This window comes from Vibrio fluminensis (genome assembly GCF_015278125.1).
In the GTDB taxonomy this organism is placed as follows: Bacteria; Pseudomonadota; Gammaproteobacteria; order Enterobacterales; family Vibrionaceae; genus Vibrio; species Vibrio fluminensis.
On the sequence record NZ_JADILO010000010.1, the window covers coordinates 61,346 to 80,442 of the forward strand.

Below are 19,097 nucleotides of genomic sequence, written 5' to 3' on the forward strand. Positions count from 1 at the left end.
AAAGCATGAAAAGCAATAAAATCGCCATTATTGGTGAGTGCATGATTGAGTTGAGCGGAACACCATTTGGCGTGATGAAGCAGAGTTTTGGTGGCGATACGCTCAATGCCGCAATTTATCTTGCGCGTATGAGTGATGAGCAAGTTCAAACGTGCTACGTCTCGGCGTTAGGTGATGACGCGCTTAGCGATGGAATGATTGAACGTTGGCAAGACGAGAGAATCAATACTGACTGGGTGTTACGAGACAATGTGCATTCGACAGGGTTGTATATGATCCATGTTGATAATGAAGGTGAGCGTAGCTTTCAATATTGGCGTAGCCAATCTGCGGCGAAACATATGTTTCAGCACTCAGGTTGGAACCGTATCGCCGCACAAATGGCTGACGTTAAGCTTATTTTTCTGAGTGGGATTAGCCTTGCGATTCTCCCTGAACAAGATCGAAAAATATTGCTGACTTTGCTAGCGGTGTATAAAGCGAACGGCGTAGAAATCGTTTTTGATAGTAATCACCGCCCAGCGCTGTGGCAGGATGCGGACTTAGCTCGTCATGCTTATCAGCAGCTCTTGGCGATTACTGATATTGCATTGGTGACTTTCGATGATGAAGCGATGGTTTGGCAAGACGGAACCCCAGACGATACGTTGCTTCGTCTTAAACAACTAGGGGTGAATAAAGTTGTCGTCAAATTAGGCGCACAAGGCTGTTTAAGCCAAGATTTTCAAACGCAATCCGAGCCACAATCGATCCCTGCGAATTCGGTTGAACAAGTGGTTGATACGACCTCGGCGGGCGACTCATTTAATGGCGCATTTCTCGCGCAATACGTGAGTGGTAAGCCGTTGTCGGCTTGTTGTCAGGCGGGCAACCTTCTAGCGAGTCATGTTATTCAGCATTCAGGCGCGATTATCGATTTGGATGTCACGACGCCAATTAAAGCACAAATTAAGGAATTAAAATGAGCAAAATTATTGCACAACTAGCTGAATTTAAAGTGATTCCAGTGATCGCGGTTGATAAGGCCGAAGACATTTTGCCGCTTGGCAAAGTACTGGCTGAAAACGGTTTGCCAGTGGCGGAAATTACTTTTCGTTCAGACGCAGCGGTTGAAGCGATTCGCCTGCTTAAGCAAGCTCAACCCGATATGGTCATCGGCGCTGGGACGGTCCTTAATCGCGAGCAGGTGATGGCGGCGAAAGAGGCTGGCGCAAGCTTTATTGTCAGCCCAGGCTTCAATCCCAATACAGTTCGAGCGTGTCAGGAATTATACATTCCCATTGTGCCGGGGATTAATAACCCAACGACTCTGGAAGCGGCATTAGAGATGGGACTGACCACGTTGAAGTTTTTCCCTGCTGAAGCCTCGGGTGGGATTGCGATGGTTAAATCTCTCCTCGCGCCTTATGGTCATGTGCAGCTCATGCCAACAGGAGGGATTAATCTAAGCAACATTCGCGATTATCTGGCAATTCCTCGCGTGATTTGTTGTGGCAGCTCTTGGATGGTAGACAAAGCCTTAATTAACAATGGCGAGTGGGAGAAGATTGGCGAGCTAACGCGAGAAGCCGTTGAGTTAGTCAATCAATAGTCCAATTCCTGCTTTGAATTAGAGCCAGCATTACGCTGGCTTTTCCATTATAAGGCTATTTTCCATGGTGCGTTTTGCGGTTTGGAGGTGATGGCGTAATTCGCCCATCGCGCCAATATCATCGCCACTTATGATATTACTCAGCACGGCCATGTGCTCTTCAATCGCGACCATGTTACGTTTACGTAAATCACTATTGTCCCACTGATAATGGAAGTGGAAGATCACCGAAATAATGTCGTAGAACTGATCCATAAATGGGTTGTTAGACGCTGATAAAATCAGGCGGTGAAAGCGATGATCAAGCTCAGAAAACTGCTGATAGTCATTCACCATAGCATCGCGTAAAGCACGGTGTTCATGTAGCAGGTATTGCGCTTGTTGCCAGCGTTCGTCACTGCGTGGCAGGTTCATAAAGCGGTTGAGCGCATGACACTCGAGCATTTCGCGTAGTTCAAACAGACTGGCGGCATAGCTTTTCTCAAAACGCACCATACGCCAACGACCGCGGTTAATATTCTCAATTAAACTAAATCGAGAGAAGCGGATCAGGTGTTCACGTACCACGGTGGTGGAGCATTTTGATTGCTTGGACAGCTCCAGCTCGGTAAATTCCTGCCCCGGTTTGATGTGTTTGTTTTTAATCGCATCGTTAAAGAAGCTCTCAAACTCTGCGCTTTGAATATCGTTTTCTGATAATGGGGTGACGTAACCATCATTTTCGGTTGGCGATCGGCTGACTTGCCAAGTCTCACCTTGTTGCTGCAACACACCCTTTTCAAGTAAGTCATTCATCACATGGCGCATGGTAGTGCGGCTGACACTGAATAGCTCGGATAGTGCTGATTGTGATGGTAATGGTGATTCAACATGACCAAGTTTTATCGCATCTAGAAGCTGATTGGTTGTCGTTTCACGTAGGTTCTTATTTCTCGCCATAGGGTTCCTCCAGATATATAAAATACCATTAAAAAACAGCAAAAATTGATGCGCAGCTCAACTATCTTGGGATTTAATTAAATAAAAAACAGCGGCAATACAATTGAGGAAAGTTTCCAACTTCGAGAGATAAACAGATGAAGTCATTGATTTGTGAAAAGCCGTATCAATTAAGTTACGTTGAGCAAGAGAAGCCAGCTGCGAGAGCAGACGAGTTACTAATAAAAGTGAATGCGGTTGGGATTTGTGGAACGGATATTCATGCATACACGGGTAATCAACCCTTCTTTAGCTACCCACGCATTCTAGGTCACGAGCTCTGTGGTACGGTGTGCGAGCTTGGTAGTGATGTTGACCAAGGTTTTGTGGTTGGCGACAAAGTGGCGTTGATTCCGTACGTGGCGTGTTTTGAATGTGCGTCTTGTAAAAGTGGCAAAACCAACTGCTGCGAAAACATCTCTGTGATTGGCGTACATCAAGATGGTGGCTTTTGTGAGTATTTATCCGTCCCACAAACCAATGTACTAAAAGTAAATGGCGTGGACAGTGCGACAGCGGCATTGATTGAGCCATTTGCTATCAGTGCTCACTCTGTGCGTCGTGCTGATATTAAAGAAGATGAGGCAGTACTGGTGGTCGGTGCTGGGCCCATAGGCTTAGGGGCAGCTGCGATTGCCAAAGCGGATGGGGCAAATGTGATTGTTGCCGATACGCAAGCTGAACGTCGATTGCATGCAGAACAAGAGCTAGGTCTCCCAACGCTTAATCCTCTGGATGAAGACTTTCATCAAGCATTGACACAAGCCTTTAACGGCTCACTTGCTCAAACCGTGATTGATGCTACTGGAAACCCTCATGCGATGAACGGCGCGGTGAACCACATTCGTCATGGCGGAAAGATAGTGTTTGTTGGTCTGTTTAAAGGCAATTTGGAGATAAGCGATCCTGATTTCCATAAGAAAGAGACGACATTGATGGGTAGCCGTAACGCGACGATGGAAGATTTTAGTAAAGTCCAACAATTGATGGAAAAAGGTTTATTGAGTGCCAGCATGATGCTCACCCATACTTTTGATTTTGACACCCTTGGTCATGACTATGAAGAAGCCGTAGTGAATAATAAAGAGCTACTAAAAGGCTTGATAGAATTTAACTAGCATTGCAGCAAGCCATCGCGTTTTATTGCCCCAGAATATTTTTCTGGGGCTTTTTTTAAATATTGATTGACCTGTCTACTGCTCTACAGTTTAGGATGCACCTATACTGACAAGCACAAACCTAAACATAAACCTAGTTTTTAAGGCTTTATCTGATGTATCGAATTTCTGAACTCGGTGAGTTCGTCGGCTTATCTCGCACAACACTGCTTTACTACGAAAAGTTGGGGTTGATTCAAGGTAAGCGGATGAGCAATGGCTATCGCACATACAGTGAGATGGATTTGCAGCGTTTGCGCCTAATTCAACAACTGCAAAGTGGGGGGCTGACACTCAAAGAGTGCAAAGCCTGCCTTGAAGCAAAAGTGGAACGTCAGTTATTACTTGAAAGGCTCAATCAGCTCGATCAAGAGATTGCGCAAAAGCAGCAGTCTCGCGATTTGTTGGCGGCGTTACTCGGTGAAAAGCCGCTGACTGATTGGCACGAGATGTTAGATAAAGTTGCGCCAGATGCTCACATAGATTGGCTAATCAAGCAGGGGTTTAGTGAAACAGATGCGCAGCGCTTACGATGGTTATCCAAAGATATGAACACACATGAAGCCTATATGGCTGACTTTTATCGCATTTTCGACCCACTGGAAAGACGCGGTCCAGGCTCAGAAGCCGATACCTTAAAAGCATTAGCCAAAGTGCCAGCAAGCTTTAGCACTGTGTTGGAAATTGGTTGTGGTTTGGGGATTGCAACTAAGTTGTTGGCGCAGCATTCCGATGCACACATTACTGCGATAGATAACGATCAAGAGGCGATTAGCGCCTTGCAAACTCAATTTGCCGCAGACGCGGACAAAGTTAAGTTTGAATGTGCCAGCATGACGGATTTGCCTTATGCCGAGCAGTCATTCGATCTAATTTGGTCTGAGGGTAGCGCCTACATCATGGGGGTGAACAACGCCTTTAAGCAGTGGAGACCTTTACTCAAAGATGGTGGGGTTTTAGTGCTCAGTGATTTGGTATGGGCGACCGATGAGCCGAGTGAGGTTAGCCAAGCTTTCTGGGGGAGTGAATACCCAGACATGACCAATGCTGAAACGCGTATCGCGCAAGCTAAAGCCGCTGGCTATAAAATGGTTGATAGCTTTGCAATTAGTGACGAGGCGTGGGACGGTTACTACCAACCACTTGCCAACCAAGTCACAGCATTGAAAGCGGAGATGCCAGACTCACAAGCGATTAAAGATATTGAACGTGAGTTGCATGCGTACTCGCAGCGCAATGACCAATTTGACTATCAAATATTTATTTTAACGAAAGCCTAAGCCGCTTTCGCATAGAGACAAAACAATGAATTACTCGATTTTAGATTTAACTCAACAAGACGAAATTAAAGACTTATTCCAAGCAACGTTCAGTGACTCAGAAGGCGTGGACGAAGGTGCGGTGATTGGAGAACTTGCTAATCAACTTGTGGTGACCACCAATAGTGATGAGATGGTAATTGTCGGCGCAAGCGAGAACGACACGCTAGTGGGCTGTGTGATTTTCACCAAGTTCCACTTCAAGTCCAATAGCACCAATGCTTACTTACTTTCACCAGCTGCAGTGGCAACGTCAGCTCAAGGCAAAGGTATTGGTCAGAAGCTGATTACGTTTGGTTTAGAGACACTAAAAGCTCAAGGTGTCGAGCTAGTCGTCACTTATGGTGACCCTAGCTTCTACTCTAAAGTAGGTTTTGCTCAGATCACGGAAGAACAAGTGAAAGCGCCATTGGTGCTTAGCTACCCGCACGGCTGGCTAGGTCAGAAGCTTGATGGCAGCGACTTAGTCGCGATTGATAGCGAAACGTTATGTGCGCCAGCTCTCAACGAACAAAAATACTGGTAAATGGCGTAGAGTGCGGCTCTGATTGAGCTGCGCTTACGGCTGATTAATATTACAAGGCGAGGGGAAACTCTCGCCTTAATTTTTGATATTTCGCTAAATTGCAAATTGATGTAAATCAAGGAAGTGTGCGGTAAGAAAATCGATAAAATTGTAAACAAAAAGTAACTGATACATTTGTAAGCTAGATACAACAAGGTGTTTAAAGATTGAGCGGTTTTAACATCGATTATTGCCATAATCTTCATCGATTTTTTACATTTTATCCGTTTAAACGATTGCTCTATTTTGATTTCCAGAGCGTTTCAGTAAGAAAAACGCCACCTTAGTGAGGTTTGTTAGATCTCTGAGAGAGGAAGTCTCAATGAAAACAATCTTAGCAGTCTGTGTAATGTCGGTTTTATCGTTTGGTGCTTATGCTGAGCGACAAGATCAAGAGCCAATCAAAGTCATCGAACCCATTACGGGCTTAGATGCACAAAAAGTCGAGCTGGGCAAAACCTTATGGTTTGAGCCACGTTTATCGGCATCCAATACTATCTCTTGTAACTCCTGCCATAACTTAGCGCGTGGCGGTGTTGATAACTTGCCAACGTCGATTGGGCATAAGTGGGCAATCGGGCCAATTAACTCACCAACCGTGTTTAACTCGGATCTTAACTTCGTCCAGTTTTGGAATGGTCGAGCCAAAGATCTTAAAGAGCAAGCAGCAGGTCCTATTGCTAACCCATTAGAAATGGCGCTTACTCATGAGTTGGCGATTGAGACGTTGCAGTCAATTCCCCAATATCGCGAGATGTTTAAACAAGCCTATGGCGTGAATGAAATCACGATTGAAGAAGTCACAGACGCCATCGCGATTTTTGAGAAGACTTTGCGTACACCAAACGCACCGTTTGACCAGTGGTTAAAAGGCGATGATATGGCGCTGACGCAAGTGCAAAAAGAAGGCTACGATCTGTTTAAAGCCAAAGGCTGTACGACGTGTCACGCTGGTCCATTGGCGGGTGGGCAGATGTACCAAAAGATGGGGTTAGTTAAACCATTTGCAACGGATAACCCAGATATTGGGCGTAAAGCGATCACGGGTAACGACTTTGATAAGTTTGTCTTTAAAGTCCCGACGCTGCGCAATATCGAATTGACCTATCCCTACTTCCACGATGGTTCTGTGTGGGATTTGGAAGAGGCGATTATGTTGATGGCGGATATTCAACTGGGTATGGGTGTTAATGAGCAAGAAGCGGTGAAAATTGCTGAATTCCTACGTTCACTGACTGGCGACTTACCACAAGTGACATTACCGCACTTACCGCCTTCAAGTAACGAAACGGTACGTCCAAACATCTAATTTAACCTAGCTAATGACTCAAAGATCGTTAGTGAAAGGAGCTCAATTGAGCTCCTTTTTTGTGTGCGGAAAATTTATTTTATTTAGCTTTTGGCAGCAAATAGAACGTTTTCTGATTTTGGTCCATTAGCTGCTTGGCTAACTGGTTAACACTCTCCACCGTGGCGTTATTGATCATAGTGACACTGTGCGTGACCGCTTGATAAGGCTGCGCTGAGAAGCTATCTTGGCTGAAAGCGGCGAGCCAGTAGTCCGTGTATTCCTCTTGTTGGGCTTGGTTAACTGCCCAAGCTTTTTTCGCCTGATCTAACTCTGCCTGAGTGATGCCATTGTGCTGAATATCTTCAACGACACTGCTGGCAAGTTTTGCCAGCTCATGGGCTCGGTTAGGGGCAGTGGTAAAGTTGAGGCGTGCCAGATAGTACGGGGCTGGGTCACGGGCAAGCATTTGTGACATGTTAATCACGTACACACCGGACGCTTTGACTCGTACCGTTTCGCGCAGGCGGTTATTGGTGATCTGCTCGAGTAGTTGCAATTGCATTTGCTGCTGTAAAGACCACGGATGCTCCGCGCTGTATTGGATCTGTACCATGGCTTTATTACTGCTACCAATCGCGTAGGTATACTCTTCGGTGACAGATTTTGGCTCGATGCCTCGATCAATTGGTTTGAGCTCTGGCTGCGGATTCGCTGCTAGAGATGCCAACCAACGTTTGATACTTGGCTCAATTGCTTCTGGCTTTGCATTGGTGACGATGGTGGTGATCATCTGTGCTGGGTCGCCATACAGTTTTTCACGCCATTGTGTCAGTTCCTCAGCAGTAAACTGATTCCAATCACCGTCTACGGTTGCCACTAAACGCTGACCATTATCGAACGCTTGTAGGCTGATTTGATCCATAAAAATACGTTCGGCAGGCACTTTTGATAGGTTTTGCAGCGTCGATTGTTTCATGTCGGCGAGTTTATCCTCACAGCTATTGGCTTGAGTCAGTTTCAAGTGAAGCAACGCCAGTGCATCGTCCAATTGGTCGGTTTCACTAGAAACGCTGAAACCATGGAATAGCAACTCGCTGTAAGGTGCCACGCTTACTTGATGCTGCTTACTCCATTGAGTCAGTTGGTGAGGCGTATAGTCACCGTAACCGCATTGCTCTGCGAGTTTCCCTGCCCAGTCTACGATGCCCAGTTGATTGGCTGCTTCAAGTGAGCGACCTCCTGGAATGCGCAGATTGATTTGCGTGCCACCTTTAAGATCGGACTTACTTACTACCACTACTTTCATACCATTGCTTAGTTGGTACTCATAAACTGGCGTTTCACCAAAGTTGACCTGTGAGTTTTTAGCCACAATGTCACCTGCGGCTTGCGGTGTCACCTTCAAGTCGATTTCCGGTTTGGTCAGATTAAACGGCTCAGGTTGGCTTGCACGAATGGTTTGCCACTGCTGTGGTAATTGACGGATATCGACTTTGGCTTGGTCACTATCAGGACCGATTAGCGCCAGTTTTGGTGAGGTGTTGTTTAATACCTTCGCCACATGTTGCTGAATGTCGTGCGCAGTCAAAGAGTCCAAAAAAGCTTCTGTTAACTGTAATTGCTGCTCTTTATCCATCATTGGCAGTTGATAGTTATCGGCTTGCACCAATTGGTCGGCGAGGTATTGGTTGGAGTAACCAGCACGATGCTTCGCTTGTTGCGCGACTTTATTTAGCATTTGCTGTTTCGCAAACGCCAGTTCAGTCTCACTGACAGGTTGGCTCGCGAGGCGTTGCAACTCGGTGGCGAGCTGTTGGAAAGCGTCGTCATAACCGTGTTTAAATGGGTGAGCGATGACCAAATACTGAACTCGTTCAGTACTGAGCAGATGGCTCTGCGGCGCGACCATTGCGGCTTTTAACTTGCCATTGGCAACCAAAATAGCCAGTCGCTGATTAAGAATGGCAAGCCACAACGAATCGAGCGTCTCCTGCCATTGACCTTCGACCGTGTTCAGCGGCGTATCGATATCATTTTGCAATAACAACTGCATAAAACGGCGGCTGTTTTCTGGGTCAAATACCGTTGCTACTTGCAGCTCAGGTTGCGATTCAAATTGCTGCCATGCGATAGGGTCGCTTGGCGTGCTGCCTTTTGCTTTGCTGGCGAACAAGGCTTCGATTTGGCTTCTTACTGCTGCATTATCAAAGGAGCCACTGATAACCAGCGTCATACGCTGTGGTTGATACCACTTTTGGTAATACGCAATGGCTTCTTCAACAGGCGCAGTACGGATCACGTCGATAGTACCAATCGCGTTACGCTCGGCAAGGCGGCTACCTTCGTAGCGTAGCGCCTCAAGTTGGTCATTAATGCGAGAGCCGACACCTTGGCGCAGACGCCATTCTTCGACAATTACTTCACGTTCGCGATCGAAAGCTTGTGGGTCAAAACTGATTTCACTAGCCCAATCAGAGAGGATGCGTAAACCCAAATCAGTCGTCTGGCGAGCCGAGTTTGGTAGCGATAGTTTATAGACCGTGCTGCCGTAACTGGTGACGGCATTTACGTGTGAGCCAAGGTTGATGCCTTGGGCTTCAAGAGCTTTAAAGCTTTGACTATCAGGGAAATTGGTTGTGCCTTTAAATGCCATATGTTCGACAAAGTGTGCCAATCCGCGCTGTTGCTCTTCTTCCTGCAATGAGCCTGAATGAACCGCAAGGCGCATTTCTACGCCCGGAGTTTTCCTCGGTTGTAGGATCACTTGCATACCGTTATCGAGCCAATATTGGAAGATATCTTCGCGTACCGGCAGCGGCTGATATTGTTCGCTCTGTGCGAGATTAGGTGGGTTGATAGTCGTGGTTTGGCAGCCTGTTAAACCAAGAGCCACTGCAAGGGCGAGTGAAATTAAGGTCGGTTTAATCATAGTGTTATGCTCCTAGTGCAACAGGTTGAGAGTTATCTAAATCAATTAAGGAATCCGCCATACTCCATAGCTCTGGCTGGTGGGTAACCATTAGAATGGCGCTGTTGGGTAAGGCTTGTTTTAAGGTGGTAATCATTTGTTTAGCCGCATGCTGATCGAGAGATGAGGTAGTCTCATCAAGCATGATCAGTTGTGGTTTATTCATAAGTAGACGAGCAAACATTAGGCGTTGCTGCTCACCTCCCGACAATTGATTCGCCCAAGGGGCTACTTCGTCTAGGGAACTGCTCAGCGAGCCTAACCCAACTTGATTAAGGGCTTGGGTACAGATGTTGTCATCAAACAGCGTCTGCTCTTGTGGGTAACACAACAGGGCTTTGAGGCTGGTGGTTGAGAGGTAGATCTTTTGCGGAATCCAAATCGATTCATCACGTTGATACTCACCGATATAGTTGGTCCAAAAACCACTTAATGTTCGCAGCAGACTGGATTTACCTAACCCAGAGCGCCCTTTTAGCATCACAAGTTGACCTTGCTTAACGATGAGGTTGTTCACTGTTAGCAGTGGGTGGTCGTGATCAATTTGTACGCGTAATGTCGCACTGAGCGAATTGGGCGCGATCGGCTTTCTTGCTTTCTGTGGTAGGGCGACGTCGTTCAGTTTTTGCTGAAATACCGTTAAACGCTCTACCGTTGCACTCAGTTTGGCTAAGTCACGATATGAGTAGATAAACCAACTCAATGAGCCAGAAACTTGCATAAACGCCATTTTAATTTGCATTAGTCCACCCAGCTGAATGGCACCGGAGAGGAATTGCGGAAGGGCAAAAAAGATAGGTGCAAGGCTAGATACTTGCGCGTAACCCACGGTAAAAAAGCCTAAGTTGCGCTCTTTTACCATTAACTTGTACCAATTTTGCGCGACAAAGGTGAATGTATTCCCGAGTGTTTGGCGTTCGATTGCTTCGCCATTTTGTGCGCCGATCATTTCGCTGTTCTCACGACGCTCGATCAATGCGGCACGAAAATCCGCTTCGCGTTTTTGTTGATTGAAGTTCAGTCTTTGTAGTGGCTTGCCAATCCAATGTGTAATAGCGGTTCCCACTAGGGTATAAGCGATACACATCCACACCATGTAGCCTGGGATATGCCACTCTTGTCCTGCCCAGTTAAAACTCATCTCACCGGATAGATTCCACAAGATGGTGATAAATGAGCCGAGAGTGAGCACCGAACGCAAGAATGACAGCAGTAGATCGAGCGACAGATCGATCAGTAGATAGATATCTTCAGCAATACGTTGATCCGGGTTGTCCGGCTCCGTTTGTGCCAACTTGATGTGGTAATGATGATGTTGATCGGATAACCACTGCTCAGTCAGTTGCTTGGTCATCCAAGTGCGCCAGTCAATAAGCAGTTTTTTCTGCAAATAGCTGCTGTAAACCTGCACTAAAATCAGTGAACTAATAAGCAGAGCGAACTGACCAAGTAAACGATAGATGCTTGAACCATCAAGCTGTTGTAATGCGTTGTAGAAATCGCCATTCCATTGGTTAAATTGGACGCTAAGCCATACGGAACCAAAGGTCATGCCAATGATGACCAACAGTAAGCCTACCGACGGTAAACGCTCTTTTGAGAGCCAAAATGGTTTTACTAGCTGCCAGTAATGAGAGAGAAAATTCATGATTATTATTGCTTTACGATCAAAGGGCAGACGAAATAGTCTGCCCAAGTTAAAGAAAAAAGATTAGTAGTCGTAACTTGCTTGGAGCCAGAATTGGCGACCAGCTTCGTAAACGCGGTAGACTTCGCCTTGATGGACGAATGAATCGGTGGCGTTTTCGTTGTTTAACAAGTTAGTGATTTCAGCTGAGATAGCTGCGCCATAGGCAAAACTTGGTTTCCATTCTGCTTTGACGTCCCAACGGAAAGTGTCTTCAAAGTCGACACGTTGATACTTAAGAACTTGTTTACCTGTCGACGGATCGACCGCGTAGTCGTTCTCGTGGCGTGTTGCTTGCGCGCGACCTTGTTGCCATTGCCACAAGTTATAGATAGTGGTGCCGTACTGAGGCAGTTCCGCAATCCACTCAACATTGGCGCGTAGCGGCGAGTTAAAGTCAGTACTTGGTAGGTCAGCCGCATTAATGATTTTGCCGTCGTACCACACTTTGTCGTAATCAAGGTTGGTATTTGGATCAAAGAATGCGTAACCCATATCGCTAGGAGTGTTGCTTTGAGTTTGTTGCCACACAAGTGATGCACTCAGTTGGTTACGAACATTTTCAATCACAACCGGCAGACGGTTACGTACGGTTAGAGAAACCGAGTCATGAGTTGTTTCACCGCCGTTATCGAAGGTGCGAATGCGTGCTTCATTTGGATCATTGGTACCTGGGTATTTCGGTCGGCTGCGAACTTCATCTTTCCCTAAGCGGTGTACGTAATTTAGGGACCAAATGCTGTTGCGCCACATTTGTTGCACGCCAAGAGAGAGCTCGTCGTTGTACGGCGTTTTCAGATCAGACATACCTTCATAGTCTGACGTGGTGGTCCAGCTATCTTGATGCTCACTATTTGGGTTACACATCATGTAACAGTGCTTAAGCCCTGCGTTTTGACCTTCATAAAGGGCGTAGGTCAACATTGAACGACCGTAGTAACGGTTAGCACCGGCAGTGAATACCGTGTCACCATCACCTAACACATCCCAACTGGCAGTAACACGTGGTGCCAGGTTGTTGTTTTTTACAAAGTCATCACGTTCAAAACGTAAACCTGTACGCAGGGTAAAGTTGTGAATTTCGATAGTATCTTCGGCGAAAATGGCGCTATTAGTGTAATTGGTGGTGTAGGTGCCAGCGAAGAATGCATCGACTTGATCGGAATAGTTGAGCCATTCCATCGTATCCCAAGTGCCACGGTAACCATTTCTAAAGTAGGTCTCATCACGGATGTATTTCGCCGTAGTACGGGTCGTTTCACCACCTACCACAAATTGATGTGTAGTATCACCGAGACGTTTAGGGTTAAAGGTCATTTTGCCTTTAAGGCTGGTATTGTTTTGTTCTGTGCGCAGATCGCCCGGTCCGCCAGAGGCGTAAGTTACGGGGTTTTGCCAATCTGAGAAGTCCTCTAATTGCACAAAGTAGTCTTGTTCGCTATCGCGAACATCTTCCATGGCTTGATAACCAAGGGATACGTCCAGTACACCGGCATCTAACATGTGTTCGACTTGCAGTGTGGTAGCAAGACCATTGTGCTCTTCGGTGTAGTCTGAGTTAGCAACACCATTCATAAAGAGTTCAGACTCGTACTGAGAAAGTGCGACACTAAGGTTTGCTGTGGTTCGAGGCGTTGCGTACCAAGTAAATTTAGTGAAAATGTTGTCCGAAACGCGGGTCTGATCTTTGATGCTGTCTTGGTATTCGAAGCCGCTGAGTTTATTGTTTTCGAGTACCACGCTACGACCGCCGGCATTTGCCATCGGAATTGAGGATTCTCGACGAGAGACAGAAGCGACAAAGCCGAGATCATCAGTGATCCCGGTTTCTACAGAAACACCGTAGCTGCGTTTTTTGTAGTCCGGCTGGAAACGGGCAGGGTTGCTAATATCGTTGCCACTAGAGTCAAAGTTCAGTTTGTCATCGACGATAGTTTTGTTCCAAGAAGAGTCGGTTTGTCGATAATAAACATTGGCTGAGCTCTCACCTTGCCAACTGCGGCTTTTGGTTTCAACCACACCACCAGTAAAGCCACCAAACTCAACCGGTACGTTGGCATCATAAACCGTCACGCTCTCAATTAAGCGGCTATCCAGATAAAAGCCTTGTTCGTCGGAGGATAGGTTTGAGTTAGTGACACCTAAACCATTGTCGGCAGGATCGATATCATTATTGATGCTCATCCCATCTAAAGTGAATGAGTTTTGATAAGCGGTAGAGCCGTGAATCGAAATATCAGATGGCTTAATTTCACCTTGATTCAGACTATTATTCCCACTATTCGAGAATTGAACCGCTGGATTTGTTTTCAATAAGTCGGTGATATTTCCATCGCCAGTCGGTCTCTTATTAATATCTTCAGCATTAAGAGTTTGTTTACTGGTTAATGGTGCCTCAACTTTATCTTTGACGATAATTTCTTGCTGAGGAGTGTCGTCATTAGCAAAGACGCTAGACGCGGAAAATAGCCCAAATAAGAGAGCGGCTGCGGGTTTCATTCATTCTGTCCGTATTGTTAAATTGTTTTTAAAATTCTGTATTTGTTATGATAAATAGGCTGATATCCTATTCGTCGGCACAATATCATAACGCAAATCTAAATAGCAATTGTTATCATTAATATTTAATGATAATCTTCACATCAATTTTTAGGGCGAATTCAGCTCTCGCATCGATAGTTCTGTTTGTTTTTTAAGCAGGGCATGATCGCGAGTGAATAGCGCGATGTCGGAGAAATTTAGGTTGTTTTCTATTAGTCAAAAGCAAACTTGGAATAGCGTTCTGCTAGGTTTTGCTGCGAGTTTTTTATTTATTTCTGCGAGTTCTAAAGCGGAAAAAATAGATGAAGTGTTTCATCAAGATCGAGTGGGTTTAAAAGCGAGTCAGCAAGCACAAAAAAAAGTAGAAGCGCTTGATGATCAAACATTAGCTATCGTAGAGCAGTATCGACAAGTGCTCAGAGAACAGCAGTTAGCCGATAAGTACAACCAATTGCTAAATAAACAAATAGACCAACTTGAAGCTGCGCTCGCTGAAATTGAAGCGAAACAAACCCAATTAAGAGCGACGCGAATGACGCTAGGACCACTGTTGGAGGAAATGATTGAGTCGTTAGCAATGTTAGTAAAAGTCGATGCGCCATTTTTATTACCAGAGCGACAAGCGCGAGTAGCGAATTTGAAGCGCCTGTTAGTTGATGCCAGTTTGAGTGAGGGAGAGAAAGTCCTTTCCGTGCTGGATGCTTACCAAGTTGAACTGAGTTACGGGTATACCACGGAAAGTTGGCAGGGAAGAGTGGATGGTGCATTGGTTAACTTCGTGCGTGTTGGTCGCTTGGGGTTCTACTACTTTACTCCTGATGAAAAGCAAGCCGCGGTGTGGCAGCAAGGTTGGCAACCTCTTTCTGTCGATTGGATTGATGCGTTAAAACAAGCGGCAGAGGTGGCTAGCGGACAGCAATTACCTTCACTTCTCACTCTCCCAGCTATCAATATCGAGAACAAGTAATGAAATCAGTATGGCTAATGTTGGCGCTAGCACTGAGCTGGCAAACTAGTGTCTCGGCATCAGAGTTGGACAAGGTATTACAACAAGTAAAACAAGGCTCATTGGTGGAAAAACGCCAAGCAGAGCAGAGAGTGAATCAAGTTGTTGGTGAATTTGCTCAAGCAAAAGCCGCGCTCACTGCCGCGCGAAAAAATCTGGCTGAGAGCAATGCGGTTAACATCGAATTAGAAGATCGCATTTTGCAGCTGCAAGCGAGCTTGAAGCAGAGAAGAGATCAATATCAAGCGCAACGTGAGTCAATGAGCAGCGTGTTTACTCATGTGGTCGAGCATGGCGATATGATGTTGCAGCGAGTGACGCCGCATGGTCTTTGGCAGTTTGATCAGTCTGACTTTGTCTCTGTGGATGAAGACGCGGTCGATATTGCCCAGATCAAACGTCTTTGGATGGCACTGCTAGAACAGACGATTCTTTCCGGTAAAGCGATCAGCAGTGAGCAGTCTATTGTGTTAGCCAACGGTCAGCCTCGCGATGCAAAGGTGACTCAATTTGGTCCTTTCAATGCTTATGCCGAGCTAGAACAGCTATCGTGGTTGCATTATTTGCCAGGTGAACAAGCGTGGATGGTGATGGACCCGCAACCTTCGATTTTAGTCACCGAGCAGCAGGCAACGATTGACCCTAGCTTTGGTGCACTACTTGATAAACAAGCCCATGCCCCGAGTTGGTTGGAGCGAATGGCTCCAGCTGGTGTGGTGGGTGCGCTGATCGTGCTGATTGGTGTGCTAGGTGCAGGCATTGCGTTGGTGCGTAGCCTTGCTTTGCGTAAAGCCAAACGTCAGATGTATGCACAGATGAGTGCTGAGAAGGTCAGTGATGACAATGCCCTAGGACGGGTGATGTTAGCCAGTGAAAAATGCCAAAACGCACAGCTTGAATCGGTGATTGACGAAGCGGTGTTAAAAGAAGTACCAAGCTTTAAGACAGGTGTCGGTAGCTTGGCTGTATTTGCAAGTATTCCTCCACTTTTAGGCCTTCTTGGTACAGTTGGCGGCATGATCGAGACATTTCGGATTATTACTGAGCATGGCAGTGCGGACAGTCAGCTGTTATCAGGCGGTATCTCTCAAGCATTGCTAACCACTGAAATGGGCTTGATTGTCGCGGTACCGCTGTTGTTGTTGCATTGCGGACTAAAGGCACAAAGTACTCAATTAATCGAGTTACTGGAGCAACAGAGTGTTGGCTTGGTTGTGTTACGCCAGCAAGCGAATGCCAAGAGGTCTTAAATGCTCAATTTTATTCAGACAGCGGGACCTTTAGTTTGGGGGATCATCGCGCTTTCTACCTTGATGTGGTGGTTGATCGCACGCGCTTATAGCAATCAATCTTGCTGCCGAATGAGCTTTGAATCGTCTTTAGTTATGCAGCGAGAGATGCAAAGTGAACTGGCTACTCACGACTATCAGCATGTGTGCCGTACTTGGTTAAGCCAAGCGGAACAGCAACTCAATCAAGGTCTGGCTTGGGTATCGGTTTTGGTGAAAGTACTTCCGCTATTGGGGTTGCTAGGGACGGTAGACGGTATGATCGATAGCTTCCAGCAGCTTGATCAACTGGATATTCAACGCCAACTTTCTGGTGGTATTTCCCAAGCTTTATTAACCACATTATCGGGCTTAGTGACATCACTGTCGGGCTTGTATTTTGTGCATAACCTTAATCAGCGCAAGCGCCGTTACTTAGCCGAGTTTCGCAGTCAACTTGAGGTTAAACATCTAGAGGTCACACATGCGTTTTCGTCATAGTGAAGATTCTGCCGAGCAGGCAAATGTGGATATGACGCCATTGATTGATGTGGTGTTTATCTTACTGATTTTCTTTATCTTATCTGCCTCATTTCAGCAGCAGAATCAAATTCGAGTCGAGCGCCCCAATAGCCAAGTCACCGATTCTATCTCCAGTGTGTCGCTAACTGTCGCTGTCGACGAACAAGGACAAGTTTGGCTTGATAATCAAGCGGTGGAAGTGGCAATGCTCACCAGCCGAGTGCAGCAGAAAGCCGCCCAAGCGAACAATGTCTCGGTTGTGATTGACGTTGATAAATCGGTCGATAGTGGGCGCTTAATTCAAGTGATTGATAAGGTACGTATTGCTGGGGTGAATAATGTCGCTGTTGCTACAGAGTCCTAGTCTAAAGCGCTGTTGGTACCATCAACCACTGCTATTTGCACTATTGATTAATCTCGCGCTGGTCGGGTTGATGTATTGGCTGACGATGGGGAATCAAAACATGGGTCGCACTAAGTCGGTGAGTTTGTCTACCGTGTTTCAAGCGCGTCAGACCGAGAGCGTTGAGCCGGAGATGGAACCGTTATTTGAGGTTAGCCAAGCCCCACAAAGCGCTTCGATGCCACCGCCACCAATGGCATTGAATGTCACCAGTTTGGAGTTTGATTCATCGGTGACGATTCCCAACATTAAGGTGCCACTTGAAACCAGTAAACCCAATTTACAAATGGTGAGCTTGACGTTTAGTCCGCAAGGCAATGGGCTCGGTAGCGTGATGACGAGTGCGATGGCGCATGCAAAACCAGTCTTTCAAATTCCACCACAGTATCCGGCGAAAGCGAAACAAAATGGCATTGAAGGGCATGTCACCCTCGACTTACTGATTGATGCGAGTGGTCGAGCACAAGACATTAAAGTGGTTGAAGAAACTCCAGCAGGCGTGTTTGCCCGCTCGGCGAAACGTGCGGTCATTCGTTGGCGTTTTGCCGCTCCCGAAGAAAGCCAATGGCAAAGGATCACTATTCGTTATGAATTGGAAAAATAGTTTCATCCTATTGTGTCTGTTCTCGTCTCTTTCATGGGCAAGTGGCGAGACAAGGCACTATCAAACCTATCAACGTTTACAGATGCAGCTACAAAAAGATCCGGTTGCAACCCTTGCGGCGATTGAGTTGTTTACTAGGCAAGTTGCCTCAGCAGACGATCAGTCGAAGCAGATGGCAGCCTATTTGCAGTTGCAAGCGTGTATTGCGCTTAATCGTTATAGTTGCGCGGCAAACGCAGTAGAGATTTTGCTGGCGTTAAATCAAGATGAAACGCGTAAACCTGAGTTACTCAAGTTATCTGCCCAGCTGCATTATCAAACTCAGAGTTACAACACGGTAATCAACCATGTGCAACAGTGGTTGAACCTAAGTCAGTCGCAGCAAGTCTCGCCATCGGCAAAAGATTGGGCGGAGATGTACTCTTTGCAGGCTTATGGGCAGTTTTATTTGCAAGCTTATCAATCTGCTATTGTTGCGATTGAGCGTGCGATTAAGCATCAAAAAACAGAACAAAGAGAGCTGTTCGCTTTAGGGTTATATCAGCAGCAGAAAGATTGGCGCAATGTTAATCGCGTATTGAAGTCCCTAGTTTCTGCACATGCCCATAAACCAGAATACTGGGAAAAATACGCTTACTCATTTCTTAAGCTTGATCAGCAAAAGCAAGCGCTGCACGCATTAGGCAGTGCTTACAAAGCGGGTAACTTACCGCAGCGTAGCATTGTTTTATATGCACAAATGTTGTTGCGTTTTAATGCTCCTGATCGAGCGGCAAATGTGTTGGAAGCACATCCTAATCTAGCTAGCCATGCTATCTATAACTCGTTGCTGACGCAAAGCTATCTACTAGCGCGGGATAAAGAAAATGCGGCGAAATGGTTGGCGAAATCGACACAGAAAGATGCCAACATTACCCGAGGTTTACTCGCCTACCAACAGGGGCAGTGGCAGCAGGTTGTGACGTTATTCTCTTCGCTTGATGTGGCTAAAAAGCGTAATCACTATTGGCTATTGTTAGCGGCGATTAGTGAGTTTGAATTGCAACGCTGGCAACAAGCCCGAGTCGCGTTTGAACGCTTGGCAGGTACGCATTATGCTGAGCTGGCGACTCAGTGGTTGAGTCAGATTGATTATCTAACCAGTGAATAAGTTCCTAGCAAGCGTGGAATGAGATAGAAAAGGGTTAGCCGCAGCTA

Annotated in this window: 16 protein-coding genes; 12 read left to right on the forward strand and 4 right to left on the reverse strand. The window is 46.3% G+C overall.

Going from position 1 to position 19,097, the window contains the following annotated elements; all coding sequences use genetic code 11:
* The first annotated feature begins 5 nt into the window (after positions 1–5).
* Together IRQ95_RS09425 and IRQ95_RS09430 are read left to right on the forward strand one after the other, a co-directional pair.
* Entirely contained in the window at positions 6–965 is a 960-nt protein-coding gene (locus IRQ95_RS09425; protein WP_194436703.1) for a sugar kinase, read from the forward strand.
* Complete coding sequence (locus tag IRQ95_RS09430; protein WP_194436704.1) at positions 962–1,591, forward strand: bifunctional 4-hydroxy-2-oxoglutarate aldolase/2-dehydro-3-deoxy-phosphogluconate aldolase; 630 nt, start codon at positions 962–964, stop codon at positions 1,589–1,591. Before IRQ95_RS09425 ends, IRQ95_RS09430 begins: the two co-directional genes overlap by 4 nt.
* Positions 1,592–1,621: 30 nt before the next feature.
* Here the strand turns inward: IRQ95_RS09430 and IRQ95_RS09435 are convergent, their stop codons facing one another.
* Entirely contained in the window at positions 1,622–2,530 is a 909-nt protein-coding gene (locus IRQ95_RS09435) for a GntR family transcriptional regulator (RefSeq protein ID WP_194436705.1), read from the reverse strand.
* Between the two features lie 137 nt (positions 2,531–2,667).
* Between IRQ95_RS09435 and IRQ95_RS09440 the strand changes: the two genes are divergently transcribed.
* The 4 genes from IRQ95_RS09440 (at position 2,668) to IRQ95_RS09455 (ending at position 6,919) form a co-directional block, all read left to right on the forward strand.
* Entirely contained in the window at positions 2,668–3,687 is a 1,020-nt protein-coding gene (locus IRQ95_RS09440) for a zinc-binding alcohol dehydrogenase family protein (protein WP_194436706.1), read from the forward strand.
* Positions 3,688–3,842: 155 nt separating this feature from the next.
* On the forward strand, positions 3,843–5,006 hold the full coding sequence (locus IRQ95_RS09445; protein ID WP_194436707.1) for a MerR family transcriptional regulator: 1,164 nt from the start codon (positions 3,843–3,845) through the stop codon (positions 5,004–5,006).
* A 25-nt stretch (positions 5,007–5,031) separates the two neighbouring features.
* The gene (locus tag IRQ95_RS09450; protein ID WP_194436708.1) at positions 5,032–5,571 is read left to right on the forward strand and encodes a GNAT family N-acetyltransferase; all 540 of its coding nucleotides are present in this window, start codon (positions 5,032–5,034) and stop codon (positions 5,569–5,571) included.
* Between the two features lie 361 nt (positions 5,572–5,932).
* The gene (locus IRQ95_RS09455; protein ID WP_075650234.1) at positions 5,933–6,919 is read left to right on the forward strand and encodes a cytochrome-c peroxidase; all 987 of its coding nucleotides are present in this window, start codon (positions 5,933–5,935) and stop codon (positions 6,917–6,919) included.
* A 79-nt stretch (positions 6,920–6,998) separates the two neighbouring features.
* On the opposite strand, the gene IRQ95_RS09460 is transcribed toward IRQ95_RS09455, so the two are convergent.
* The 3 genes from IRQ95_RS09460 to IRQ95_RS09470 all read right to left on the reverse strand — a co-directional run bounded on the left by IRQ95_RS09460 (position 6,999) and on the right by IRQ95_RS09470 (position 14,055).
* Positions 6,999–9,830 carry a M16 family metallopeptidase gene (locus tag IRQ95_RS09460; protein WP_194436709.1) on the reverse strand — a complete coding sequence of 944 codons (2,832 nt, stop codon included), beginning with the start codon at positions 9,828–9,830 and terminating at the stop codon, positions 6,999–7,001.
* 4 nt (positions 9,831–9,834) lie between these two features.
* Positions 9,835–11,517 (reverse strand): ABC transporter ATP-binding protein/permease, encoded by a 1,683-nt coding sequence (locus IRQ95_RS09465; protein WP_194436710.1) that lies wholly within the window; start codon positions 11,515–11,517, stop codon positions 9,835–9,837.
* Positions 11,518–11,580: 63 nt separating this feature from the next.
* Positions 11,581–14,055, reverse strand: coding sequence for a TonB-dependent receptor plug domain-containing protein (locus IRQ95_RS09470; RefSeq protein ID WP_194436711.1), 2,475 nt, complete (start codon positions 14,053–14,055; stop codon positions 11,581–11,583).
* A gap of 226 nt (positions 14,056–14,281) precedes the next feature.
* On the opposite strand from IRQ95_RS09470, the gene IRQ95_RS09475 reads away from it, so the two are divergent.
* From IRQ95_RS09475 to IRQ95_RS09500, 6 genes are read left to right on the forward strand one after another with little or no spacing between them, the layout of a single operon-like run.
* On the forward strand, positions 14,282–15,064 hold the full coding sequence (locus IRQ95_RS09475; RefSeq protein WP_194436712.1) for a DUF3450 domain-containing protein: 783 nt from the start codon (positions 14,282–14,284) through the stop codon (positions 15,062–15,064).
* A complete protein-coding gene (locus IRQ95_RS09480; protein WP_194436713.1) occupies positions 15,064–16,353 on the forward strand; it encodes a MotA/TolQ/ExbB proton channel family protein in 1,290 nt (429 codons plus the stop codon). The genes IRQ95_RS09475 and IRQ95_RS09480 overlap by 1 nt, the downstream gene beginning before the upstream one ends.
* Complete coding sequence (locus IRQ95_RS09485; RefSeq protein WP_194436714.1) at positions 16,354–16,872, forward strand: MotA/TolQ/ExbB proton channel family protein; 519 nt, start codon at positions 16,354–16,356, stop codon at positions 16,870–16,872.
* A complete protein-coding gene (locus IRQ95_RS09490) occupies positions 16,856–17,257 on the forward strand; it encodes an ExbD/TolR family protein (protein ID WP_194436715.1) in 402 nt (133 codons plus the stop codon). Before IRQ95_RS09485 ends, IRQ95_RS09490 begins: the two co-directional genes overlap by 17 nt.
* The gene (locus tag IRQ95_RS09495; protein ID WP_194436716.1) at positions 17,232–17,900 is read left to right on the forward strand and encodes an energy transducer TonB; all 669 of its coding nucleotides are present in this window, start codon (positions 17,232–17,234) and stop codon (positions 17,898–17,900) included. The genes IRQ95_RS09490 and IRQ95_RS09495 overlap by 26 nt, the downstream gene beginning before the upstream one ends.
* Positions 17,884–19,050, forward strand: coding sequence for a tetratricopeptide repeat protein (locus IRQ95_RS09500; protein ID WP_194436717.1), 1,167 nt, complete (start codon positions 17,884–17,886; stop codon positions 19,048–19,050). Before IRQ95_RS09495 ends, IRQ95_RS09500 begins: the two co-directional genes overlap by 17 nt.
* Positions 19,051–19,097 lie beyond the last annotated feature (47 nt).

Excerpts from the sequence above, each read along its gene's own strand:
- IRQ95_RS09425 (WP_194436703.1), top strand. The coding sequence starts at position 6 with ATGAAAAGCAATAAAATCGCCATTATTGGTGAGTGCATGATTGAGTTG.
- IRQ95_RS09430 (WP_194436704.1), top strand. The coding sequence starts at position 962 with ATGAGCAAAATTATTGCACAACTAGCTGAATTTAAAGTGATTCCAGTG.
- IRQ95_RS09435 (WP_194436705.1), bottom strand. The coding sequence starts at position 2,530 with ATGGCGAGAAATAAGAACCTACGTGAAACGACAACCAATCAGCTTCTA.
- IRQ95_RS09440 (WP_194436706.1), top strand. The coding sequence starts at position 2,668 with ATGAAGTCATTGATTTGTGAAAAGCCGTATCAATTAAGTTACGTTGAG.
- IRQ95_RS09445 (WP_194436707.1), top strand. The coding sequence starts at position 3,843 with ATGTATCGAATTTCTGAACTCGGTGAGTTCGTCGGCTTATCTCGCACA.
- IRQ95_RS09450 (WP_194436708.1), top strand. The coding sequence starts at position 5,032 with ATGAATTACTCGATTTTAGATTTAACTCAACAAGACGAAATTAAAGAC.
- IRQ95_RS09455 (WP_075650234.1), top strand. The coding sequence starts at position 5,933 with ATGAAAACAATCTTAGCAGTCTGTGTAATGTCGGTTTTATCGTTTGGT.
- IRQ95_RS09460 (WP_194436709.1), bottom strand. The coding sequence starts at position 9,830 with ATGATTAAACCGACCTTAATTTCACTCGCCCTTGCAGTGGCTCTTGGT.
- IRQ95_RS09465 (WP_194436710.1), bottom strand. The coding sequence starts at position 11,517 with ATGAATTTTCTCTCTCATTACTGGCAGCTAGTAAAACCATTTTGGCTC.
- IRQ95_RS09470 (WP_194436711.1), bottom strand. The coding sequence starts at position 14,055 with ATGAAACCCGCAGCCGCTCTCTTATTTGGGCTATTTTCCGCGTCTAGC.
- IRQ95_RS09475 (WP_194436712.1), top strand. The coding sequence starts at position 14,282 with ATGTCGGAGAAATTTAGGTTGTTTTCTATTAGTCAAAAGCAAACTTGG.
- IRQ95_RS09480 (WP_194436713.1), top strand. The coding sequence starts at position 15,064 with ATGAAATCAGTATGGCTAATGTTGGCGCTAGCACTGAGCTGGCAAACT.
- IRQ95_RS09485 (WP_194436714.1), top strand. The coding sequence starts at position 16,354 with ATGCTCAATTTTATTCAGACAGCGGGACCTTTAGTTTGGGGGATCATC.
- IRQ95_RS09490 (WP_194436715.1), top strand. The coding sequence starts at position 16,856 with ATGCGTTTTCGTCATAGTGAAGATTCTGCCGAGCAGGCAAATGTGGAT.
- IRQ95_RS09495 (WP_194436716.1), top strand. The coding sequence starts at position 17,232 with ATGTCGCTGTTGCTACAGAGTCCTAGTCTAAAGCGCTGTTGGTACCAT.
- IRQ95_RS09500 (WP_194436717.1), top strand. The coding sequence starts at position 17,884 with ATGAATTGGAAAAATAGTTTCATCCTATTGTGTCTGTTCTCGTCTCTT.